We start from the raw sequence: 17,229 nt of genomic DNA, 5'->3' as shown, positions 1-17,229 counted from the left end.
CAAAATGCACGGTCGAATTGATGGATGGGGCCAAGTTCTGCGGGTCTTGCGGTTTCACGCTTGCGGATCCGCTCGCACAAGCGCAGCAGCCCGCCACGCCAACCTCGCCCTCTCATCCGGGCGGAGGCGTTTTTCACTTTGACACGGATGGGCGAGGTCAAGGGCGCGGCTACACATGGCAGATCGAGCATCAGGGAGCCTTTGCTCTCGCGGTTGTCTCGCTCCAGCCGGAGCAAACGATCGCCGCCGAGGCAGGAGCGATGGTCTCAATGTCGGCAAACGTCGATCTCCACTCGGAAATGAAGGGCGGCGTCTTCGGTGCACTAAAACGTGCCGTTGGCGGAGAATCTGCGTTTGTTTCAACATTTACCGCTCGAGGCGGCCCCGGAGAGGTCACGTTCGCACCGGGAGCTCCCGGCGATGTCGCAGGGATCGAGATGCAGAACCAGACGTTCATGGTCCAGTCGAGTTCTTATCTCGCAGGCGACACCTCCCTTGTTGTCGATACAAAGTTTGGCGGAGCGAAATCTTTCTTTGGCGGTGAAGGCCTCTTTCTCCTTCAAGTCTCGGGTGCCGGCCTACTGCTCGTTTCTTCTTTCGGTGCCATTCACCGCCGAGTGCTGCGTCCGGGCGAGCAGTATGTTATCGATACTGGCCACCTTGTTGCGTGGGAAGGCCAGATGCAATACAGCATCCGAAAGGCCGCAAAGAGCGGTTATCTCCGAAGTCTGCTCAGCGGAGAGGGAATGGTAGCCGAATTTACCGGGCCCGGCGAGATACTCATCCAGACCCGTAATCTGGCGGCCTTCGCAGGATTACTGAAGCCATTTTTCCCATCGCAAGGCGGCGGCAGCAGCTTTAGTTTTGGAAGTTAGCTGATCTTTGACAACAAAAGGCTAGAAATTGGCCGCCTTTGTGAATTTTATTTGTCAGGCGGGATGTGTGCCCACAGCCCGCTGTGCAATTTCTGTTCACAGAGGGTAGCAATGCGCAAGGTCGATCTCAGAGTGCCTCTAATTCTTGTCATGTTGGCCGGCGTTGCCAACGCTCAGATCGCATCTGCACGGAATCGGAACAATCCGTATTCACCGAGCCCGGACGGCCGATCGAAGACTGTCGAGATAGCACCGGCAGAGACCGTGGCGATCGTGCCGGTGAGCTCGGCCGCAGGTCCGCCTCGGCACGTTGTCGAACCCGTGGTCGAGCGTCCCGTTCCCCTGACAGAGCTTTACAAGGTCGGTCTCGGCGACGTTTTGCTGATCGAGCTTGCAAACGTCTCGCAGGGCCACGGCTATTATACGGTCCGGCCGAATGGGGCCATCGATTATCAACTGGCCGGCGGCGAGGTGATCGTCGCCGACAAGTCGCCCGCGTCCATCGCTCGTGAGCTTGCGAGCCGGATCTCATTATTTCCTGATCCCGAGGTCAGGGTAAGTGTCCGCGAATACGGCAGCCACAAGATCACAGTGTCGGGCATGGTTGACCATCCGGGCGAAAAGAACCTGCAGCGCGAGGCCATCCCGCTCTTCGTCATCGCCGCCGAAGCGGGTGTCCAACCAGGCGCGGGCCAAGTGGTCATCACGAGGGCGCCGCTGCTGAAGCCTGAAAGCTTTTTGCTAAAGGAAAAGCTCACGGACGACGTCTTGATCTATCCCGGGAACTCAGTCGAATTTATCCAGCGCCCACCGGAGAGCCGGGTCCTATATTTCATCACCGGACAGGTCCTCAACGCCGGCCAGAAGGAACTCACACCTGGCCAAACGCTCTATCAGGCTATTGCAGCCGCGGGAGGCACCAAAGGCAGCCAGAAGAGGGCGTTGATCCGGCGCAAGGATGACCGCGGTGTCCTGTCGCTGTTTAAGTTCGATCTTCGTGCAATACGCGACGGTAAGGCGACAGACCCTCAGTTGAGAAGCGGCGATGTGGTCGAGATCGGTCCTTAGAAAGGAATTGGCAACACGTGATTTTAATGTTCAACAATCTTTGCTATAATTGCCAAGCCTTGCAGTGAAGCGCGTCGGGCGGTCGCTGTTCGAAAGGACAGAGGAAAGTCCGAACACCACAGGGCGGCGAGCCGGATAACGTCCGGGCACCTCGCAAGGGGTGACGACAAGTGCAACAGAGAATAGTCCAGCCCGGCAACGGGTGATGGGTGAAACGGTGGGGTAAGAGCCCACCGGCGCGGTTGGTAACAGGCGCGGCCAGGCAAACTCCTCGCGGTGCAAGGCCAAATAGGGAAACGCTATCGGACGGCCCGTTCGATGCCTCAACAGGCGGCGTTTCCGGGTAGGCTGCTCGAGCCATGCGGTAACGCACGGCCCAGATGAATGACCGCCGCTGCGATATGCAGTGACAGAATTCGGCTTATCGACGCGCTTCATCTTGCAACGGCGAATTTGCGCTCGGGCCACCCAAATCTAGGAGAGTTATCACCACTATGGCTAACCGTAAAGGTGTTTTTATCGGCGCATACGTGCCGAACGAGTTGAAGGAATCGCTTCGCCGCCGCGCTGCGCTGGAGCATCGCACGCTTTCACAAGAGATCACCCGTATTCTGATCGAGGCCGTCCACGGCAAGGGCCTGCCGGCCGGCAGCGTTGATCGTCGTGGAACTACCGCCGTACCACGTCGTCGCGCGACTGACCCGCCCACCCGGCGTCGCGCCGAAGACCTGCCATATATTGCACCTGAGGGTAAGAAGAAGTAGCGCCCAATGGATAAGAATACCGTTCTAATTGCCGCCATCGCATTGCTTGCGGGCTTTATTGGCGGCTTTTTGCTTGCCAATAACATGAACCGGTCGGAAATGAACGCAATGCGCTCAGGCTCCGCTCGCCCTGCAGGGAATTCAAACTCAGCCGGTCAGGGGAACAGCGAAAGCCTTAGCCCCGAGGAGATCCGGGCAAAGGTAGCCGAGGCGGACGCCAATCCCGATAACTTTGCCTTCCAAAAGAGTCTTGGCGTTGGTCTTTATCGCTACGGTGCCATGAAGCAGGACCTCGGCGTGCTTGAGCAATCGCTACGCATCCTCACGCGGGCTAACGCAATTGATCCTAAGGATTTCGACGTGTTGGTCGCGCTTGGCCACGCCCACTTTGATGTAGGATTTGCCAAGCGTGATCAGAAGGGCTTTGAGACAGCACGCGACATCTATCAAAAAGCCCTAGTGATTCGGCCCGACGATCCCGACGTCCGTGCTGATCTAGGAATATCCTACTTCGTTCAGCCGACACCTGACCTCACTAAGGCGGCCACCGAATTGCAGAAGGTCGCCGACACCAATCCGAAACATGATCGCTCGATGCAGTTCCTCGTTGAGGTCTATGTCAAGCAGAATAAGCTCACGGACGCCGAACGCATCCTCGCAAGGATCCGCGAGATCAATCCTTCCAATCCTGCGATCGCGGACCTGACATCATTGATCGCTGACGCAAAGGGCGGCTTGGCTCGTTAGATGCGCGAGGCCTTATTCATTCTCGCGATTCTCGGGGTCCTGTTGGCACTCACCGCTGTAAAGTATCGTAAGCAGATCGTTGGCATGATCGGGTTTGCGAGGGCACTGAAAGAAGGCCCCCGTCGGCCGGTGACCGATGCAGAACGTTCAGCGGGAAGGCTCGTCGAATGCGCCCGGTGCGGTATTCGCATTCCGGAATCGAAGGCGGTTAGGCTCAGCAGCGGCACGTTTCGGTGCGATCGCGAATGTTCACCATTAACCGGCTGCTAGAAACGGCCCAGATACCACTGAATGATCTGCTCGCCAAAAAGCATCGCTGCGATCGAGCCGATGCCGAGAAAGATGCCAAACGGTATCTGCGTTTGAAGATCGCGATCTTTCTGCCTGAGGACGACGACGATTCCCGCTAACGCCCCGGTGAACGCGCCCAGAAAGATCGTCAGCAACGTCAATCGCCACCCAAGCAGGGCCCCAACCGCAAAGAGGAGCTTTACATCGCCGAGGCCCATCGCATCAACTCCGCGCAAGGCTTTCCAGATCGCTCCTACAAGCCATAGCGAACCGCCGCCTACCATCGCACCGAACAACGCGCCGGCGAGGCTAACGGCCCATGCAGGCCACGTCTGAAGACTGTTGATCGGCGCATACTGTGTGTCGGAGAAGGTATAGCCAAAGGCTAAAGGCAACGCGAGCCTCACGAGCAACGCGATGACGAACATTGGATACGTGATCACATTAGGAAGGATCATGTGCTCGGCGTCGATGAAAACAAGCGAGATCATCGCCGCCGTAAACGCTAATGCGACAGGCAGATATATCGTCAGTCCGACCTGCCAATAGACAAGACAAAAGACCGATGCCGTTAACAGTTCGACCGCCGGATAACGCCACGCGATCGGCACCTTACAGGTCGCACACTTGCCGCCGAGCATCAGCCAGCCGAGGATCGGCACATTATGGTAGGGCTTGATCGCCGCTCCGCAATCCGGGCATTTCGATGATGGAAACAGCGACAATTCGTTTGGCACGCGGTAGATAACGACGTTCAGGAAGCTACCAATACACGCGCCAATTACGAACACGAGGACGTAGATCATTACTTCGGGCATTTAAGTGAAGGGAAGCCACATATCGACTGCGGCAATTCATAATAACTTATGTTGGCCTTGGATAACAGGTTCATTTATCATTGCCTTACCAGTAAAATTATTCACCAAAAGGAATTTTTCTTGTGAAGCCCACCGACATTGCCGATGCCGAATACTTCCACAAAGTTGTTGACTGTCAGTATGCGTGCCCGGCACATACGCCGGTTCCGGAATACATCCGGCTGATCGCCGAGGGCAAATATACCGAGGCGTACATGATCAACTGGGACTCGAACCTGTTCCCGGGAATCTTGGGGCGAACCTGCGACCGCCCGTGCGAGCCGGCATGCCGCCGCGGCCGCATAGACGAAGAACCGGTCGCGATCTGCCGTCTAAAACGCGTCGCCGCCGACAATCGTGATGACGCGCTCCCATACATGCCGCACGGGCCGTTCAAGCCGAATGGCAAAAGGGTCGCTCTGATCGGAGCCGGCCCCGCGTCACTGACCGTTGCGCGCGATCTGGCTCCGCTTGGTTACGAAATTCACCTCTACGACGAGAATCTGAAAGGCGGTGGCTTTATGCGTTCGCAAATTCCGGCTTTTCGTCTGCCTGAATCGGTGCTCGAAGAAGAGGTTGATTACATCTTACGACTCGGTATTCACACACACTTTAAACAATATGTGTCAAGCCTAAAGGAGATCCTTGATCAGGATTACGACGCGGTCTTTGTGGGAACGGGTGCGCCCCGCGGCCGTGATCTGCCAGACCTTCCCGGTCGTCAGGAAGGCGCGTCGAATATCCACATCGGCATTAACTGGCTCGGCTCGGTTGCATTCGAACACACCGACAAGATCGGCAAGACCGTGATCGTCCTCGGCGGCGGAAATACCGCGATGGACTGCTGCCGCACGGCTCGTCGTCTCGGCGGCGAAGACGTGAAAGTCATCGTCCGTTCGCCGTTCGCCACTATGAAAGCCTCTCCGTGGGAAATAGAAGATGCCCAGCACGAAGACATCCCGATCATCGATAACCACGTCCCGAAAAGCTTCGTTGTCGAACGGAGTGCGGACAAGAGTGTCCGCACTCCTCGCCTTGTCGGGATGACCTTCGAGAAGGTTGAAGCCAGGTACGACGAGAATGGCAAACGGACTCTCGTCCCGACAGGCGAGCCCGAGGTATTTTTCCCGGCAGACGATGTTCTGATCGCCGTCGGACAAGAGAATGCATTCCCCTGGATCGAGCGCAATATCGGCCTCGAATTCGACAAATGGGAAATGCCCGTCGTCGACAAAACTACCTTCCAATCGACGCACCCGAAAGTATTTTTCGGCGGCGATGCAGCGTTCGGCCCCGAGAACGTCATCACGGCCGTCGCTCACGGGCACCAGGCGGCGATCTCGATCGATCTTCTTTGCAAAGGCGAAAACCTCCTCACCAACCGTCCGCCGCCGCACGTCAATCTTCATTCGATGAAAATGGGCATCCACGAATGGGCTTACGACAGCGCTATCGACGAATACGACCGCCTCATCGTGCCGCAAGCTCCGAAGTCCAAGACGCTCGTCAACCGCAAACAGGAGGTCGAGCTCGGCTTCGATCCGCTCGCTGGCTACGAAGAAGCCAAACGCTGCCTCAACTGCGACGCTCAGACCGTCTTCGAAGCCCCGAAATGCATCGAATGCGACGCGTGCGTGGATATTTGTCCGACGAGCTGCATCACGTTCACCGCCGATGGCGACGAACAAGACCTGAGACAACGCACCAAAGTCCCGGCTCTCAACCTCACCCAGGACATCTACGTCGCCGACGGCCTCAAGACCGGCCGCGTCATGGTCAAAGACGAAGACGTCTGTCTCCACTGCGGCCTCTGTGCCGAACGCTGCCCCACCGCCGCCTGGGACATGCAAAAATTCTGGTACAACATCACTAAAGCCGGCGAGGTACAGTATGGTCAAATGGTCCAAATTGAGAGGAGTGGCCACGAATGAGGATTTATATCGATACATCAGTGGTTGGCGGCGTTTTCGACGAGGAGTTCGCTAAAGCTACGCAGGCATTCTTCGCTCAAGTGGAAGACGGTGACTTAACGCTTGTGTTGTCGGAACTGCTATACGTCGAACTGGAACGAGCACCCGAGCACGTCCGCACTTATCTTGATAAGTTCGACGACAGCCAGGTTGAAATGGTTAACACTACCGCCGAAGCCGTGGACCTTGCCGCAATGTATGTCGATGAAAAAGTGGTTGGGGCGACGAGCATGGCCGATTGCCAACACATTGCCATCGCGACGATTCAAAGGGTCGATGTCCTCGTCAGTTGGAATTTCAAACACATTGTTAACCTTGCACGCATACGAGGGTATAATTCAATTAACTTACGGAGCGGCTACCCGATGCTGGAAATCAGGACGCCGTTGGAGGTTTTGGAACAATGAATCAACCTATCAAAAAGAAAGAAAAGGGTTTCGACGCGGTTAAGATGATGCGAGAGATCAGGGATCAATTGAGCCGAGAAATGATGCACATGACTCGCGATGAGCAACTTGCTTACATCAGAAAACTCGCCGCCGAGTCAAAACGGGCAAAGGCTCGCTCGTAGGAACATCGCCAACGGCCTAAAAACCGCCGATGTCATGTTCAAAGACGAAGACGTCTGCCTACACTGCGGCCTCTTGCGATAGGCTGCCCCACCGCCGCCTGGGACATGCAAACATTCTGGTACAACGTCACTAAAGCCGGCAGCGTCAAGTACGGCAAAATGGTCCAGATCACGCGGGGCGGTAATGCCAATGGAAATGTCACGACCTAGTTAGACGTCCTATGAGGTTGTGGTTCTTATGAAGTTTCTCTGTAAGGCGATCTTGACGATTAGCTTAATGTCTTTTGGAGTTATAGCAGGGGAACTCGCTCCTGATGAATTCCGAGATCTGGTCAAAAATCTCAGTGCAGTCCAGATTCAGGAGTATGAGGCCCTAGCCAAAGAAAACAATCCAAAAGCACTTGTAATCGTAGGCCTGCTTAGGATCGACGAATCCAACAAAGCGAGAGTCGCAAAGGATTACGAAAAATATCGCAACAAGCAGCGGGAAGGGCTCGCCCTTTATCGAAAAGCCGCTGAGAAAGACTACGCACCGGCGCAATACTTCTTGGCAGAGGCATACGAGAGCGTCGAGTTTGCGGGACTTGATTGCGATGTCGTGAACAAATGGTTGGATAGAGCGGTTATTCTGGAATACGCTCCGGCGTTCTGGTTCAAAGCGTACTTGTACGAGACCAACCGATGCGTCAAACGTGACTATGAAGTAGCTCTAAGCTTGTATAAGAGGGCCAATTCATTAGGTTATCACTCGGCAAGTTTTCGGGTTGGTAAGTTTTACTCAGAGGGTTTAGGCGTTCCAACAGACGAGAAAGAAGCACATTCTTGGTACACAATTGCAGCCAACCGTGGATTTGGAATGGCGCAAAATGAAATGGGGATACGTCTTTCGGAAGGCATCGGTGTCAAAGCCAACAACAAACAAGCTGTAAATTGGTTTAAGAAATCTGCTGAACAAGGGAATGTTTTCGGAGCGTGTAATCTCGCTTTGCATTATGCGCGAGGCCAGGGCGTCGCCAAGAATACTTTGTTAGCTCTAAAGTGGATGTATATATCCCACTCTATAGATGGCTTGAAGTGTTTCCCTAACGATTTCATTGAATATCTGAAACCGACCAAGGCGCTGGATCAGCGTGCGTGGGGACTCGCCGTTGCGTGGCTCAGACAACACCCCGAATTGGATCACAATTTTGGCGAACGACCGTGGATGAAGTAAACCGGACGAGTGCGAGGGTGTGATATGAACGCAAATTGGGAGAGAGTGTTCAACATGAGCTTTGCGAGCGTCTATCCGCATTACGTGACCAAGGTCGAGTCGAAAGGCAGGACGAAGGACGAGCTGCACGCGGTGATTCGGTGGCTGACGGGATATTCGGAGAAAGGTTTGGAGAAGGTGATCGAGAAGAAGACGACGTTTCACGAGTTCTTCGAAAAGGCCCCGAAGCTAAATCCGAACGCCCCGCTCATCAAAGGCGTCGTCTGCGGCGTCCGCGTCGAAGACATTGAAGACCCGCTCATGCAAAAGCTCCGCTGGCTCGACAAACTCGTCGACGAACTCGCCAAAGGCAAAAAAATGGAAAAGATCCTTCGGAATAGGGGAGACTTATGAAAAAGGTACAACTGTTGTTGGCCGTTTGCACTCTGATTTGCGGTGGCTTTGCCGCTCATGCCCAGCAAAATAAAGCGCCCAAATTACCGATTATCAATGATACGGCGACAGAGAAGGAAATTAGAAACTTTTTCGATTCGTATGCCGAAGACCTTCGTCAGCACCGGCGTGAGGCGATCGCTAATCGTTATGATGCGCGCGGTTACTTTCGAATGGGCAATGGCAGCAAGACATTAATTTCGTTTGAAGACACGAAGCAGCGCTATCTAAAGCGCTGGACGGGGCCGAAATCATTTGCGTGGAGAGATCTCTCGATTGAAGTCCTGTCGCAAGATGCGGTGGTGGTCACGGGTCTTTTTGATTGGGAAGGCGGTAGTGGGCAGAAGGCGACTCTTTCCTACACGGGATTGCTGATCAAGCATCAGGGAAGGTGGGGGATTCGGGTTGAGGACGAATCCGTTTCGCCAACGATGTACACGATCAGCAAGATCTCAGGCGATCGTGCGGTTGCCGGACCATTCAAGGAGACGATGACTGCTCAGCCCGGGGCGAGCATTGCAGCCCATCTTCACACGGCTGATATGCATATCAAAGTTCTCAGCGGACGACAATTCATTCTTATGGGCGACCTCTCGACCGCGCGCGTTCAGGTTTACGAGGCGGGTTCTTCGTTCGTAATTCCCGCTGGTATCTGGCACGTCGAATGGTTTGAAACGGAATCCGTTTTCGAGATTTCCGGCATTGGCCCGATGCTCACGAAACGTCCACCGTCCACGCCGCGAAACCACTAAGTTTGTACCGCGTAACGGGAAGAACATTTATGAGAACTGATCGCTGCGATGGATATGACGCTCGACGTTTTCGGACCACGACAAGATGTCGCTGGCATAGGTCTTTACCATTTCGAAGTAATAACTGTCTGATGAAATAGCCTCGAGTGCTATGGTTTCGCCGAGGCTCTCGGCCGTCAGGCGAAAATACTCGTTATCGACGGGCGTCATCTTCCAGTTTTGGCCCGACGTCTTGGCGGCATCACGGTCTTACAAAAAGTGGCATTGAGCTTGAACATAATGAAATGAAACTTTCGATCAAAGAGCTGGTTATTTACACGCCCGCGGCGGACTTCGAGGTGTCAAAGCGGTTCTATAGCGCCCTTGGGTTTGAGTTAACCGAGGGATGGGGCGGAACAATGGATTGTCGGCTTGGCGGTGCTGTGTTTCGCCTTCAAAACTACTATGTCAAGGATTGGGCGGAAAACTTCATGATGAAGTTTGAGGTCGAGGATGTTCAGGCATGGTACGAACACATCAAGCAGCTTCTCGACGCGAACAAATACGGCAACGCCCGAATCGCAGAACCTGAAGTTATAGGCGGCAGCAAAATATGCCACGTGTGGGATCCCTGCGGAGTACTTCTAATATTTATCCAATGAGGGGATCGGATGCACACCTCATATCAGCAAAAACGAGGACTCAGCCCTTGCTACCAACCCTACGTTCCCGTTTCCCAGCTCGACATATATTCGAGCATTTCCGGCGTGAGTTCGTCGATGTTGACACCCATCGCGCGGAGTTTGAGGCTGGCGATCTCCTGATCCACCTCTTTGGGCAGGACGTGGACGCCGGCGGGCAAAGTGCCTTTGTTTTTGACAAGATACTCGGCCGAAAGAGCCTGATTCGCGAATGACATGTCCATAACGCTCGCAGGGTGGCCCTCGGCGGCGGCGAGGTTGATGAGGCGGCCCTCGCCGAGTACGATGACGCTCTTTGTGTCGTCTTTCGAGCGGTATTCCTCGACAAACGGACGCCTCGTGACTGCCGGCTGCGACATATCGCGGAGGGCGTCGAGGTTCAATTCGAGGTCAAAATGGCCGCTGTTGCAGACTATCGCACCATCCTTCATAGCCGCAAAGTGTTCGCGGTCAATAACATGGCGGTTTCCGGTCACGGTTACGAAGAAATCACCAATCTTGGCTGCTTCCTTCATCGGCAGCACGCGCATGCCGTCCATAACGGCTTCTATCGCCTTGATCGGGTCGATCTCGGTGACGACAACGTTCGCCCCCAATCCGCGGGCACGCATCGCAACGCCCTTACCACACCAGCCGTAGCCGACAACGACTAAAGTCTTGCCTGCCAAAAGGATATTGGTCGCTCGGATAATGCCGTCAAGCGTCGATTGGCCCGTCCCGTAGCGATTGTCAAAGAAATGCTTGGTCTGAGCGTCGTTGACCGCGATAGAAGGGAAGGTGAGCACGCCGGCGTTGACCATCGCCTTAAGACGAACGATGCCGGTCGTAGTCTCCTCGGTAGTGCCAATAAGGTTCGCGATCAGTTCGGGCTTTTCCTTGATCATCGTGGCGACAACATCGCTGCCGTCGTCGATAATGAGATTAGGGTGTGTTTCAAGTGCCGCTTTAACGTGGCGAACGTAAGTCTCTGTGGATTCGCCCTTTATCGCCATGACGGGAATGCCCCAGTCGACGACGAGAGAGGCCGCTACATCATCCTGCGTCGACAGCGGATTCGAGGCTATCAATAGTGCCTCCGCACCGCCCGCCTGAAATGTGCGGGCAAGATTCGCCGTTTCCGTCGTGATATGAGCACAGGCGACCATTTTGACCCCCGTAAGCGGCTTTTCAGCCTCAAAACGCTCGCGAATGAGCCGCAGAACAGGCATTTCGCGGTCGGCCCACTCGATGCGCTGCTTACCGTGCGGAGCAAGATTGATGTCCTTGATATCGTACTGCATTGAAATTGCTGATTCGGCCATATGAATGATAGCTAACCGTTAGTCCCGATCCCTTTCTCTGCTGAGGTTCTAAGTGCCTCCGCCTTATCTGTCTTCTCCCAGGAAAATTCATCATTCGCCCGGCCAAAATGCCCAAAACGCGCCGTCGCCTTGTAGATCGGGCGGCGCAGATCGAGCGTTTCAATTATAGCCTTTGGCGTCAGCGTAAAGTTCTCTCGAACAATGTCCGCAATGCGTTCGTCGTCTATCGTCCCTGTGCCGTGACTGTCAACTAAAACTGAAACCGGTTCCGCAACTCCGATGGCGTAAGCTAACTGAACAGTACACTTATCGGCTAGACCCGCCGCGACAACATTCTTCGCAATATAGCGAGCCATATAAGCCGCCGAGCGGTCTACCTTCGTAGGATCCTTACCGGAAAAAGCCCCTCCGCCGTGCGGGGCGTAACCGCCATAAGTGTCGACGATGATCTTTCGTCCCGTAACTCCTGCGTCACCCATCGGTCCGCCGATAACGAACTTTCCGGTCGGATTGATGTGGTACTTGGTGTTATCGTCGATCATCGCGGCGGGAATCACCGGCTTGATGACGTGCTCCATGATGTCAGAACGTATGTCTTCGATGTCGAGATCGGCAGTCTGCGTTGAAATAACGATCGCCTCCACACGAAACGGGCGACCATCACGATACTCGATTGACACCTGCGATTTGCCGTCAGGACGCAAGTAGGGAATTGTGCCGTCGCGACGTACCTCACTAAGCTTGCGCGTCAGATTGTGTGCCATCTGTATCGGCATCGGCATCAACTCAGGTGTCTCATTACAAGCAAATCCAAACATCAGTCCCTGATCACCCGCGCCGCCGGTGTCAACGCCCTGAGCGATGTCCGGCGATTGAGTGCCGATGGCATCGATCACGCTACATGTATTTGAATCGTAGCCAAATTCCGCATCGTTATAGCCGATCTCATGGATCGTGTCGCGTATTATCGTTTTGTAGTTGACCTGTGCCGTTGTCGTTATCTCACCCGCAACGACCGCGAGTCCTGTGGTGACGAGTGTTTCGCACGCCACTCGGGCGGTTGGGTCCTGCTCGATTATTGCGTCAAGGATCGCGTCCGATATATTGTCGGCGATCTTGTCGGGATGTCCTTCGGTGACCGATTCAGAAGTAAATAGAAAATTTCCGCTGCTCAAAATGAAAACTCCTCGTAACAGTTGATGTTCCCGCTATTAGGCGAAATGACAATTCTAGCTATTCGCGGCGTGGGTGTCAAAAGGGAAAATCGGCCAAAACAACGGCGCCGATTTGCAGTCTCGCCGGATTTTTGTCAATCTCACTCTCAACTTTGCTTAAAGATAATAGCTCGTTCCGTTCTCAGACTATGAACGTTTATATCGGTACGTTTCTCATTGCTTTTTCAACGCTCGCCCTCGAGATCACTCTCTCTCGGCTGTTCAGCGTCAGCACCTGGTATTATTTGGCATTCTTCGCGATCTCGACGGCGATGCTTGGGATGACGGCGGGAGCGACGACCGTTTATCTGAGGAAGGATCGATTTGACGAGAGGGAACTCGACGATTCCGTCGCAACTGCCTGCATGGGTTACGCCTTCGTTCTGCCCGTGGTGCTGCTTCTGCTGTGCCTGATCCCGATAAACATGGAGTATTCGCTGATGCCGGCGCTCTCCTTGCTTCTTATCACGGCGCTCTGCACTTTACCTTTTTACTATTCCGGTATCGCCCTATCGATCATCCTGACCAAGTATGATCTGCCTATAGGGAAGTTGTATGCGATCGACCTCCTCGGAGCGGCATTGGGTTGTCTTTTCGTCCTTGCCGGACTGGAAGTCTTCAGCGCTCCCAGCATTGTATTGCTATGCGCGATCATCGCCGCTGTCTCAGCGTTAGTATTTGCCTATGGGAGTAAGACTTTCTTATATCGACGTCTTTTGCTGTCGGTCTCCATAGTGCTCGCGGGCATCGTCGTGGTTACAACGACCACGTCGTTTGGGCTTTATCAGTTGACCACCAAGGGCAAGGTCGTGCCGGCAGACTGGATGCTGCTCGAGAGATGGAACTCATTTTCGCGTGTCGTGGTATTTAACGGCGGGTGGGGAACGCCGCTCTATTGGGGGCCAAGCCCAACTCTACCTGAGGAGCAGGTCTTTCAGTATTGGATGAACATCGACGGCGACGCGGGAACGGCTGTGAGGCAATTTCGCACGCCGGCGGACCTAAAGGGCTTGCGGTATGATGTCACGAACATCGGCTATCATCTAAGGCCTTCGGGCGGAGCGGCGATCATCGGTGTCGGTGGTGGACGAGATCTTCAGAGTGCCTTGCTTTTCGGGCACGAATACGTACTTGGAATCGACGTAAATCCCGTATTCATTGGATTGCAGAAGGATCAGTTCAAAGACTTTGCAGGGCTTGGCAACAATGAGAAGGTGCGATTGGTCGCTGATGAGGCGCGAAGCTACCTGACGCGATCCGACGAAAGATTTTCCGTCCTGCAGATGTCGATGATAGACACATGGGCTGCAACGGGAGCCGGAGCATTTTCGCTTTCGGAGAATGGGCTTTACACGGTAGAGGCATGGAATGTCTTCTACGGCCGACTTAAGGACGATGGCATTTTCACTGTCTCTCGTTGGTACAATCCAAAGAATTCGGGCGAGGCCGGCCGACTGCTGAGTGTTACGGTCGCGTCGCTTCTGCAGAATCGCGTCCCGGATCCTGCGCGGCACATTGCTCTCATCAATTCCGGCCAGGTATCCACGCTACTGCTAAGCAAGCAGCCCTTTACTGAGCAGGATGTCGAAACGCTAAAGCGGGTCTGTGCAGAAATGCAATTCAATCTGCTTACGGCCCCTGGAATCGATGCCGAAAATGCGACCTTGCGAAGCATCGTTAACGCAAAGTCGACCTCAGAACTCGACAGCTCGATCAAAGACGCAGTTGTCAACTACGAGCCGGCGACGGACGAGAGCCCTTATTTCTTTAACATGCTTCGGCTCGATCACTTGGGATTTGCCTTCAACACTGAGGCGGGCGTCTTGAAAGGGAACTTGATCGCCACAGTGACCCTCGCGGGCCTTATCTTGTGTCTCGGCATTCTCGCCCTTATCACGATCATAGTCCCGTTGCGGATCGGGTTGAGGGCAAAAGGCACTGACTCAGCGTCAAAAAGGGCGATGCGGATCGGCGTCGTCTATTTCTGCCTGATAGGCGCCGGCTTCATGTTCGCTGAGATCGCAATGATCCAGAAGCTCTCTGTCTTTCTCGGGCATCCCGTCTATGCTCTAGGTATCCTCTTATTTACGATCATCGCGAGCACTGGGGTCGGCAGCTTGTTGAGTGATCGATTGCCCATTACCAGATCACGGTTCTGGAAACTTGCTCCTGTTCTGACGGCTGTCATGATCGTCACCCAAAAGTTCATACTCTCGGCCCTCGTCGAGCGGATGATCACAGAACCGATAACGACTAAAGCTCTGTTGTGCGTTCTCGTTATCTTTCCCTTGGGGATGATGATGGGATGCTTCTTTCCGACAGGAATGCGAATCTTCAGGCCCTTGGTCGCTGACGATACACCATGGTTCTGGGCTTTGAACGGGATATTCGGGGTCCTCAGCTCAGCCTTGGCGGTTTTCGTATCGATCTACTTTGGTATCTCCGTAAATTTCTTTATTGCCGCGGCCTGTTATATCGCGTTACTAATACCGATCTACAGCGTGGAGCTGAAAGACAGGGCTCCGACCGCGAGTCTGCCGTGAGTTAGGGAACAACTACGCTCACCGGATCTTGGCATCCTAGCAGATCCTGTGCGTCCGATAATAGAGATTATGTACTCCTCAGCCAATCAGTTCCGGCCAATCATCCGGAACCTGGTCACCGCCTGGCGAAATATCAGGATCCGGACTAGATGCAGATGAGAGATCGATCACCTTCTTTTCGACAAAGATCGGACAGTCCAGGCGTAATGCAAGAGCGATCGCATCCGACGGACGCGCATCTATTGAGACCGGATCACCTTTTCGGTCGACCAGTTCGATTCGAGCATAGAACGTATTCTCCTGCAGGTCTGTGATTATTACGCTCGTAGCTGTGAGTTGGCATTCAACGATGACGTTGCGAAGTAGGTCATGCGTCATAGGCCGTTGAGGGACGACCTTTTCGATCTCGAGGGCTATTGCGTTCGCCTCGAACGCTCCAACCCAAATAGGTAGAACCGTTTCACCCTCGATGCTCTTTAGGACAACGATAGGTGTGTTCGTATTAGGATCCATTATCAATGCACCGATCTTGACTTCGATCAAACTGCTGGCTTTCATGACTATATGACCTCGCCAAATAATGAGTTCGCCTTCACCTCGGTCACTCTGATGTTGACGATCTTGCCCAAGAGGTCGCTCGGTCCACGGAAATTTACGGTCCTATGACAGGTCGAATGGCCCGTGAGGCCGTCAGCCGTGCGAACGGATCTTGCCTCGACCAAAACATTAAGCACTCGTTTAAGATAGCTCCGTAACTTCTTGGCCTGTATGCGTTTCTGGGTTCTTTCCAGTTCAAGAAAGCGCAGCGTTTTCTCCGCCGGCGAAACACTATCGTTCATCGCAAATGCCGGTGTCCCGGGACGCGGTGAGTACTTAAAGATATAAGCGCTGTCGAACTCGCAGTACTCGAAAAGATCAACGGTATCGAGGAAATCAGCCTCTGTTTCACCCGGAAATCCCACGATAATATCCGTTGTCAGTGAAATATCGCGGGATGAGGCTCTGATCCGGTCGATCTTCGCCTTGTAGTTATCAATGGTGTGGCCCCGCTTCATCGATCGCAGGACACGATCGCTGCCTGACTGAACCGGCAGATGCACCCAGTTACACAGGTTTTCGTGTTCCTCGATAGCATCGACGATATCGTCGCGAAAATCTCGGGGAAATGACGTCGTGAACTTGATCCGCTCCATACCGGTCATTGCGACGGCCCGGATGAGCCGTGAGAATGGATACTTCCCTCTTATAGACTCTAGGCCCGTGTCGCGATCAGGACGATAACTATTAACATTTTGACCAATTAGATGCACTTCTTTAATGCCGCTTCTACGCATTTCCAGAACCTGCCGAATGATCTCAGAGGCGGGCCGGCTCTGTTCCCTTCCGCGTGAAAACGGCACGATGCAGTAGGTGCAGAACTTGTTGCAACCCTCGATGATCGGTAAAAAGCCGACAAAGGGCGAATGGCGATGAGTATCGGCGACCGTCCAGTCGTATTCGTCTTCCCTTTCGCCAATATCAAGATAATGCCGCTCGCCTGTAAGCGTTGCATTTACGGCGTTTGAGATGCGTCCAACAGCTCTGGTGCCTAGAACGAAGTCAACGCCGCTGATCTTACGGAAGAGCGTTTCGCCCTCCAATTGGGCCACACAGCCCATGACGCCCACGACAGGTTTTTTGTCAGTCCGGTGGCGAACCTGGCCAACTCGCGTATAGAGCTTGTGTTCCGCACGTTCTCGCACAGAGCATGTGTTAAAGACGACCACATCGGCTGACTCTTCATTCGCGGTCATCTCAAAGCCATCTCGGGCCAATTCCGTCGATACGCGTTCCGAATCGGAGACGTTCATTTGACAGCCAAAGGTTTCGAGATACACTTTCTTCATATGGAGGCGAGCGAACCGGTCAAATTCGGTGAAAAAGACTTTGTTCACCTGCATTTGCATACCGA

Annotated in this window: 19 protein-coding genes and 1 other RNA gene; 14 read left to right on the top strand and 6 right to left on the bottom strand. The window is 54.0% G+C overall.

The features are described from left to right. Positions 1-20: 20 nt before the first annotated feature. The 6 genes from IPM59_10755 to IPM59_10730 all read left to right on the top strand — a co-directional run bounded on the left by IPM59_10755 (position 21) and on the right by IPM59_10730 (position 3,724). Positions 21-875: a TIGR00266 family protein gene (locus tag IPM59_10755; protein MBK9216059.1), complete on the top strand. Its 855-nt coding sequence runs from the start codon at positions 21-23 to the stop codon at positions 873-875. Positions 876-986: 111 nt separating this feature from the next. Then, a complete protein-coding gene (locus IPM59_10750; GenBank protein MBK9216058.1) occupies positions 987-1,943 on the top strand; it encodes a polysaccharide biosynthesis/export family protein in 957 nt (318 codons plus the stop codon). Positions 1,944-2,009: 66 nt separating this feature from the next. Further along, positions 2,010-2,383, top strand: an RNA gene (rnpB, locus tag IPM59_10745) — RNase P RNA component class A. Between the two features lie 54 nt (positions 2,384-2,437). Next, positions 2,438-2,707 (top strand): hypothetical protein, encoded by a 270-nt coding sequence (locus IPM59_10740; protein ID MBK9216057.1) that lies wholly within the window; start codon positions 2,438-2,440, stop codon positions 2,705-2,707. A gap of 6 nt (positions 2,708-2,713) precedes the next feature. Then, a complete protein-coding gene (locus IPM59_10735; GenBank protein MBK9216056.1) occupies positions 2,714-3,454 on the top strand; it encodes a tetratricopeptide repeat protein in 741 nt (246 codons plus the stop codon). Further along, positions 3,455-3,724: a hypothetical protein gene (locus IPM59_10730; protein ID MBK9216055.1), complete on the top strand. Its 270-nt coding sequence runs from the start codon at positions 3,455-3,457 to the stop codon at positions 3,722-3,724. Here IPM59_10730 and IPM59_10725 read toward each other — a convergent pair. Further along, positions 3,721-4,551 carry a prepilin peptidase gene (locus tag IPM59_10725; protein ID MBK9216054.1) on the bottom strand — a complete coding sequence of 277 codons (831 nt, stop codon included), beginning with the start codon at positions 4,549-4,551 and terminating at the stop codon, positions 3,721-3,723. The genes IPM59_10730 and IPM59_10725 overlap by 4 nt on opposite strands. A 134-nt stretch (positions 4,552-4,685) precedes the next feature. Here IPM59_10725 and IPM59_10720 point away from each other — a divergent pair, with 134 nt between their 5' ends. The 6 genes from IPM59_10720 to IPM59_10695 all read left to right on the top strand — a co-directional run bounded on the left by IPM59_10720 (position 4,686) and on the right by IPM59_10695 (position 9,540). Next, positions 4,686-6,533 (top strand): FAD-dependent oxidoreductase, encoded by a 1,848-nt coding sequence (locus IPM59_10720; GenBank protein MBK9216053.1) that lies wholly within the window; start codon positions 4,686-4,688, stop codon positions 6,531-6,533. Beyond that, the gene (locus IPM59_10715; protein ID MBK9216052.1) at positions 6,530-6,979 is read left to right on the top strand and encodes a PIN domain-containing protein; all 450 of its coding nucleotides are present in this window, start codon (positions 6,530-6,532) and stop codon (positions 6,977-6,979) included. The genes IPM59_10720 and IPM59_10715 overlap by 4 nt, the downstream gene beginning before the upstream one ends. Continuing rightward, a complete protein-coding gene (locus IPM59_10710) occupies positions 6,976-7,143 on the top strand; it encodes a hypothetical protein (GenBank protein MBK9216051.1) in 168 nt (55 codons plus the stop codon). The genes IPM59_10715 and IPM59_10710 overlap by 4 nt, the downstream gene beginning before the upstream one ends. 238 nt (positions 7,144-7,381) lie before the next feature. Further along, positions 7,382-8,356 (top strand): sel1 repeat family protein, encoded by a 975-nt coding sequence (locus tag IPM59_10705; protein MBK9216050.1) that lies wholly within the window; start codon positions 7,382-7,384, stop codon positions 8,354-8,356. Between the two features lie 24 nt (positions 8,357-8,380). Beyond that, positions 8,381-8,749: a DUF2200 domain-containing protein gene (locus IPM59_10700; GenBank protein ID MBK9216049.1), complete on the top strand. Its 369-nt coding sequence runs from the start codon at positions 8,381-8,383 to the stop codon at positions 8,747-8,749. Further along, entirely contained in the window at positions 8,746-9,540 is a 795-nt protein-coding gene (locus IPM59_10695) for a cupin domain-containing protein (protein MBK9216048.1), read from the top strand. Before IPM59_10700 ends, IPM59_10695 begins: the two co-directional genes overlap by 4 nt. Before the next feature lie 27 nt (positions 9,541-9,567). On the opposite strand, the gene IPM59_10690 is transcribed toward IPM59_10695, so the two are convergent. Further along, positions 9,568-9,750: a hypothetical protein gene (locus tag IPM59_10690; GenBank protein ID MBK9216047.1), complete on the bottom strand. Its 183-nt coding sequence runs from the start codon at positions 9,748-9,750 to the stop codon at positions 9,568-9,570. Positions 9,751-9,824: 74 nt separating this feature from the next. Between IPM59_10690 and IPM59_10685 the strand changes: the two genes are divergently transcribed. Then, positions 9,825-10,181, top strand: a complete 357-nt coding sequence (locus tag IPM59_10685) for a hypothetical protein (protein ID MBK9216046.1) — start codon at positions 9,825-9,827, stop codon at positions 10,179-10,181. Positions 10,182-10,240: 59 nt separating this feature from the next. Here IPM59_10685 and IPM59_10680 read toward each other — a convergent pair whose 3' ends face one another. Beyond that, positions 10,241-11,521, bottom strand: coding sequence for an adenosylhomocysteinase (locus tag IPM59_10680; protein ID MBK9216045.1), 1,281 nt, complete (start codon positions 11,519-11,521; stop codon positions 10,241-10,243). A gap of 11 nt (positions 11,522-11,532) precedes the next feature. Continuing rightward, positions 11,533-12,696, bottom strand: a complete 1,164-nt coding sequence (locus IPM59_10675) for a methionine adenosyltransferase (protein MBK9216044.1) — start codon at positions 12,694-12,696, stop codon at positions 11,533-11,535. 188 nt (positions 12,697-12,884) lie between these two features. Between IPM59_10675 and IPM59_10670 the strand changes: the two genes are divergently transcribed. Further along, entirely contained in the window at positions 12,885-15,278 is a 2,394-nt protein-coding gene (locus IPM59_10670; GenBank protein ID MBK9216043.1) for a hypothetical protein, read from the top strand. 78 nt (positions 15,279-15,356) lie between these two features. Here the strand turns inward: IPM59_10670 and IPM59_10665 are convergent, their stop codons facing one another. Together IPM59_10665 and miaB are read right to left on the bottom strand one after the other, a co-directional pair. Then, the gene (locus IPM59_10665) at positions 15,357-15,836 is read right to left on the bottom strand and encodes a bifunctional nuclease family protein (GenBank protein ID MBK9216042.1); all 480 of its coding nucleotides are present in this window, start codon (positions 15,834-15,836) and stop codon (positions 15,357-15,359) included. Positions 15,837-15,838: 2 nt separating this feature from the next. Then, positions 15,839-17,218 (bottom strand): tRNA (N6-isopentenyl adenosine(37)-C2)-methylthiotransferase MiaB, encoded by a 1,380-nt coding sequence (gene miaB, locus IPM59_10660; protein MBK9216041.1) that lies wholly within the window; start codon positions 17,216-17,218, stop codon positions 15,839-15,841. Positions 17,219-17,229: the final 11 nt, after the last annotated feature.

Origin of the sequence: Chloracidobacterium sp. (genome assembly GCA_016715795.1) — a bacterium.
Taxonomy (GTDB): Bacteria; Acidobacteriota; Blastocatellia; order Pyrinomonadales; family Pyrinomonadaceae; genus OLB17.
This window is presented reverse-complemented; position numbering and strand designations above follow the sequence as displayed.

What these genes read in the sequence shown, in the direction of transcription:
- IPM59_10755 (MBK9216059.1), top strand. Translation starts at nt 21, where the DNA reads ATGGATGGGGCCAAGTTCTGCGGGTCTTGCGGTTTCACGCTTGCGGAT.
- IPM59_10695 (MBK9216048.1), top strand. Translation starts at nt 8,746, where the DNA reads ATGAAAAAGGTACAACTGTTGTTGGCCGTTTGCACTCTGATTTGCGGT.
- IPM59_10725 (MBK9216054.1), bottom strand. Translation starts at nt 4,551, where the DNA reads ATGATCTACGTCCTCGTGTTCGTAATTGGCGCGTGTATTGGTAGCTTC.
- IPM59_10670 (MBK9216043.1), top strand. Translation starts at nt 12,885, where the DNA reads ATGAACGTTTATATCGGTACGTTTCTCATTGCTTTTTCAACGCTCGCC.
- IPM59_10700 (MBK9216049.1), top strand. Translation starts at nt 8,381, where the DNA reads ATGAACGCAAATTGGGAGAGAGTGTTCAACATGAGCTTTGCGAGCGTC.
- IPM59_10680 (MBK9216045.1), bottom strand. Translation starts at nt 11,521, where the DNA reads ATGGCCGAATCAGCAATTTCAATGCAGTACGATATCAAGGACATCAAT.
- IPM59_10665 (MBK9216042.1), bottom strand. Translation starts at nt 15,836, where the DNA reads ATGAAAGCCAGCAGTTTGATCGAAGTCAAGATCGGTGCATTGATAATG.
- IPM59_10730 (MBK9216055.1), top strand. Translation starts at nt 3,455, where the DNA reads ATGCGCGAGGCCTTATTCATTCTCGCGATTCTCGGGGTCCTGTTGGCA.
- IPM59_10750 (MBK9216058.1), top strand. Translation starts at nt 987, where the DNA reads ATGCGCAAGGTCGATCTCAGAGTGCCTCTAATTCTTGTCATGTTGGCC.
- IPM59_10715 (MBK9216052.1), top strand. Translation starts at nt 6,530, where the DNA reads ATGAGGATTTATATCGATACATCAGTGGTTGGCGGCGTTTTCGACGAG.
- IPM59_10740 (MBK9216057.1), top strand. Translation starts at nt 2,438, where the DNA reads ATGGCTAACCGTAAAGGTGTTTTTATCGGCGCATACGTGCCGAACGAG.
- IPM59_10710 (MBK9216051.1), top strand. Translation starts at nt 6,976, where the DNA reads ATGAATCAACCTATCAAAAAGAAAGAAAAGGGTTTCGACGCGGTTAAG.
- IPM59_10685 (MBK9216046.1), top strand. Translation starts at nt 9,825, where the DNA reads ATGAAACTTTCGATCAAAGAGCTGGTTATTTACACGCCCGCGGCGGAC.
- miaB (MBK9216041.1), bottom strand. Translation starts at nt 17,218, where the DNA reads ATGCAGGTGAACAAAGTCTTTTTCACCGAATTTGACCGGTTCGCTCGC.
- IPM59_10735 (MBK9216056.1), top strand. Translation starts at nt 2,714, where the DNA reads ATGGATAAGAATACCGTTCTAATTGCCGCCATCGCATTGCTTGCGGGC.
- IPM59_10705 (MBK9216050.1), top strand. Translation starts at nt 7,382, where the DNA reads ATGAAGTTTCTCTGTAAGGCGATCTTGACGATTAGCTTAATGTCTTTT.
- IPM59_10690 (MBK9216047.1), bottom strand. Translation starts at nt 9,750, where the DNA reads ATGACGCCCGTCGATAACGAGTATTTTCGCCTGACGGCCGAGAGCCTC.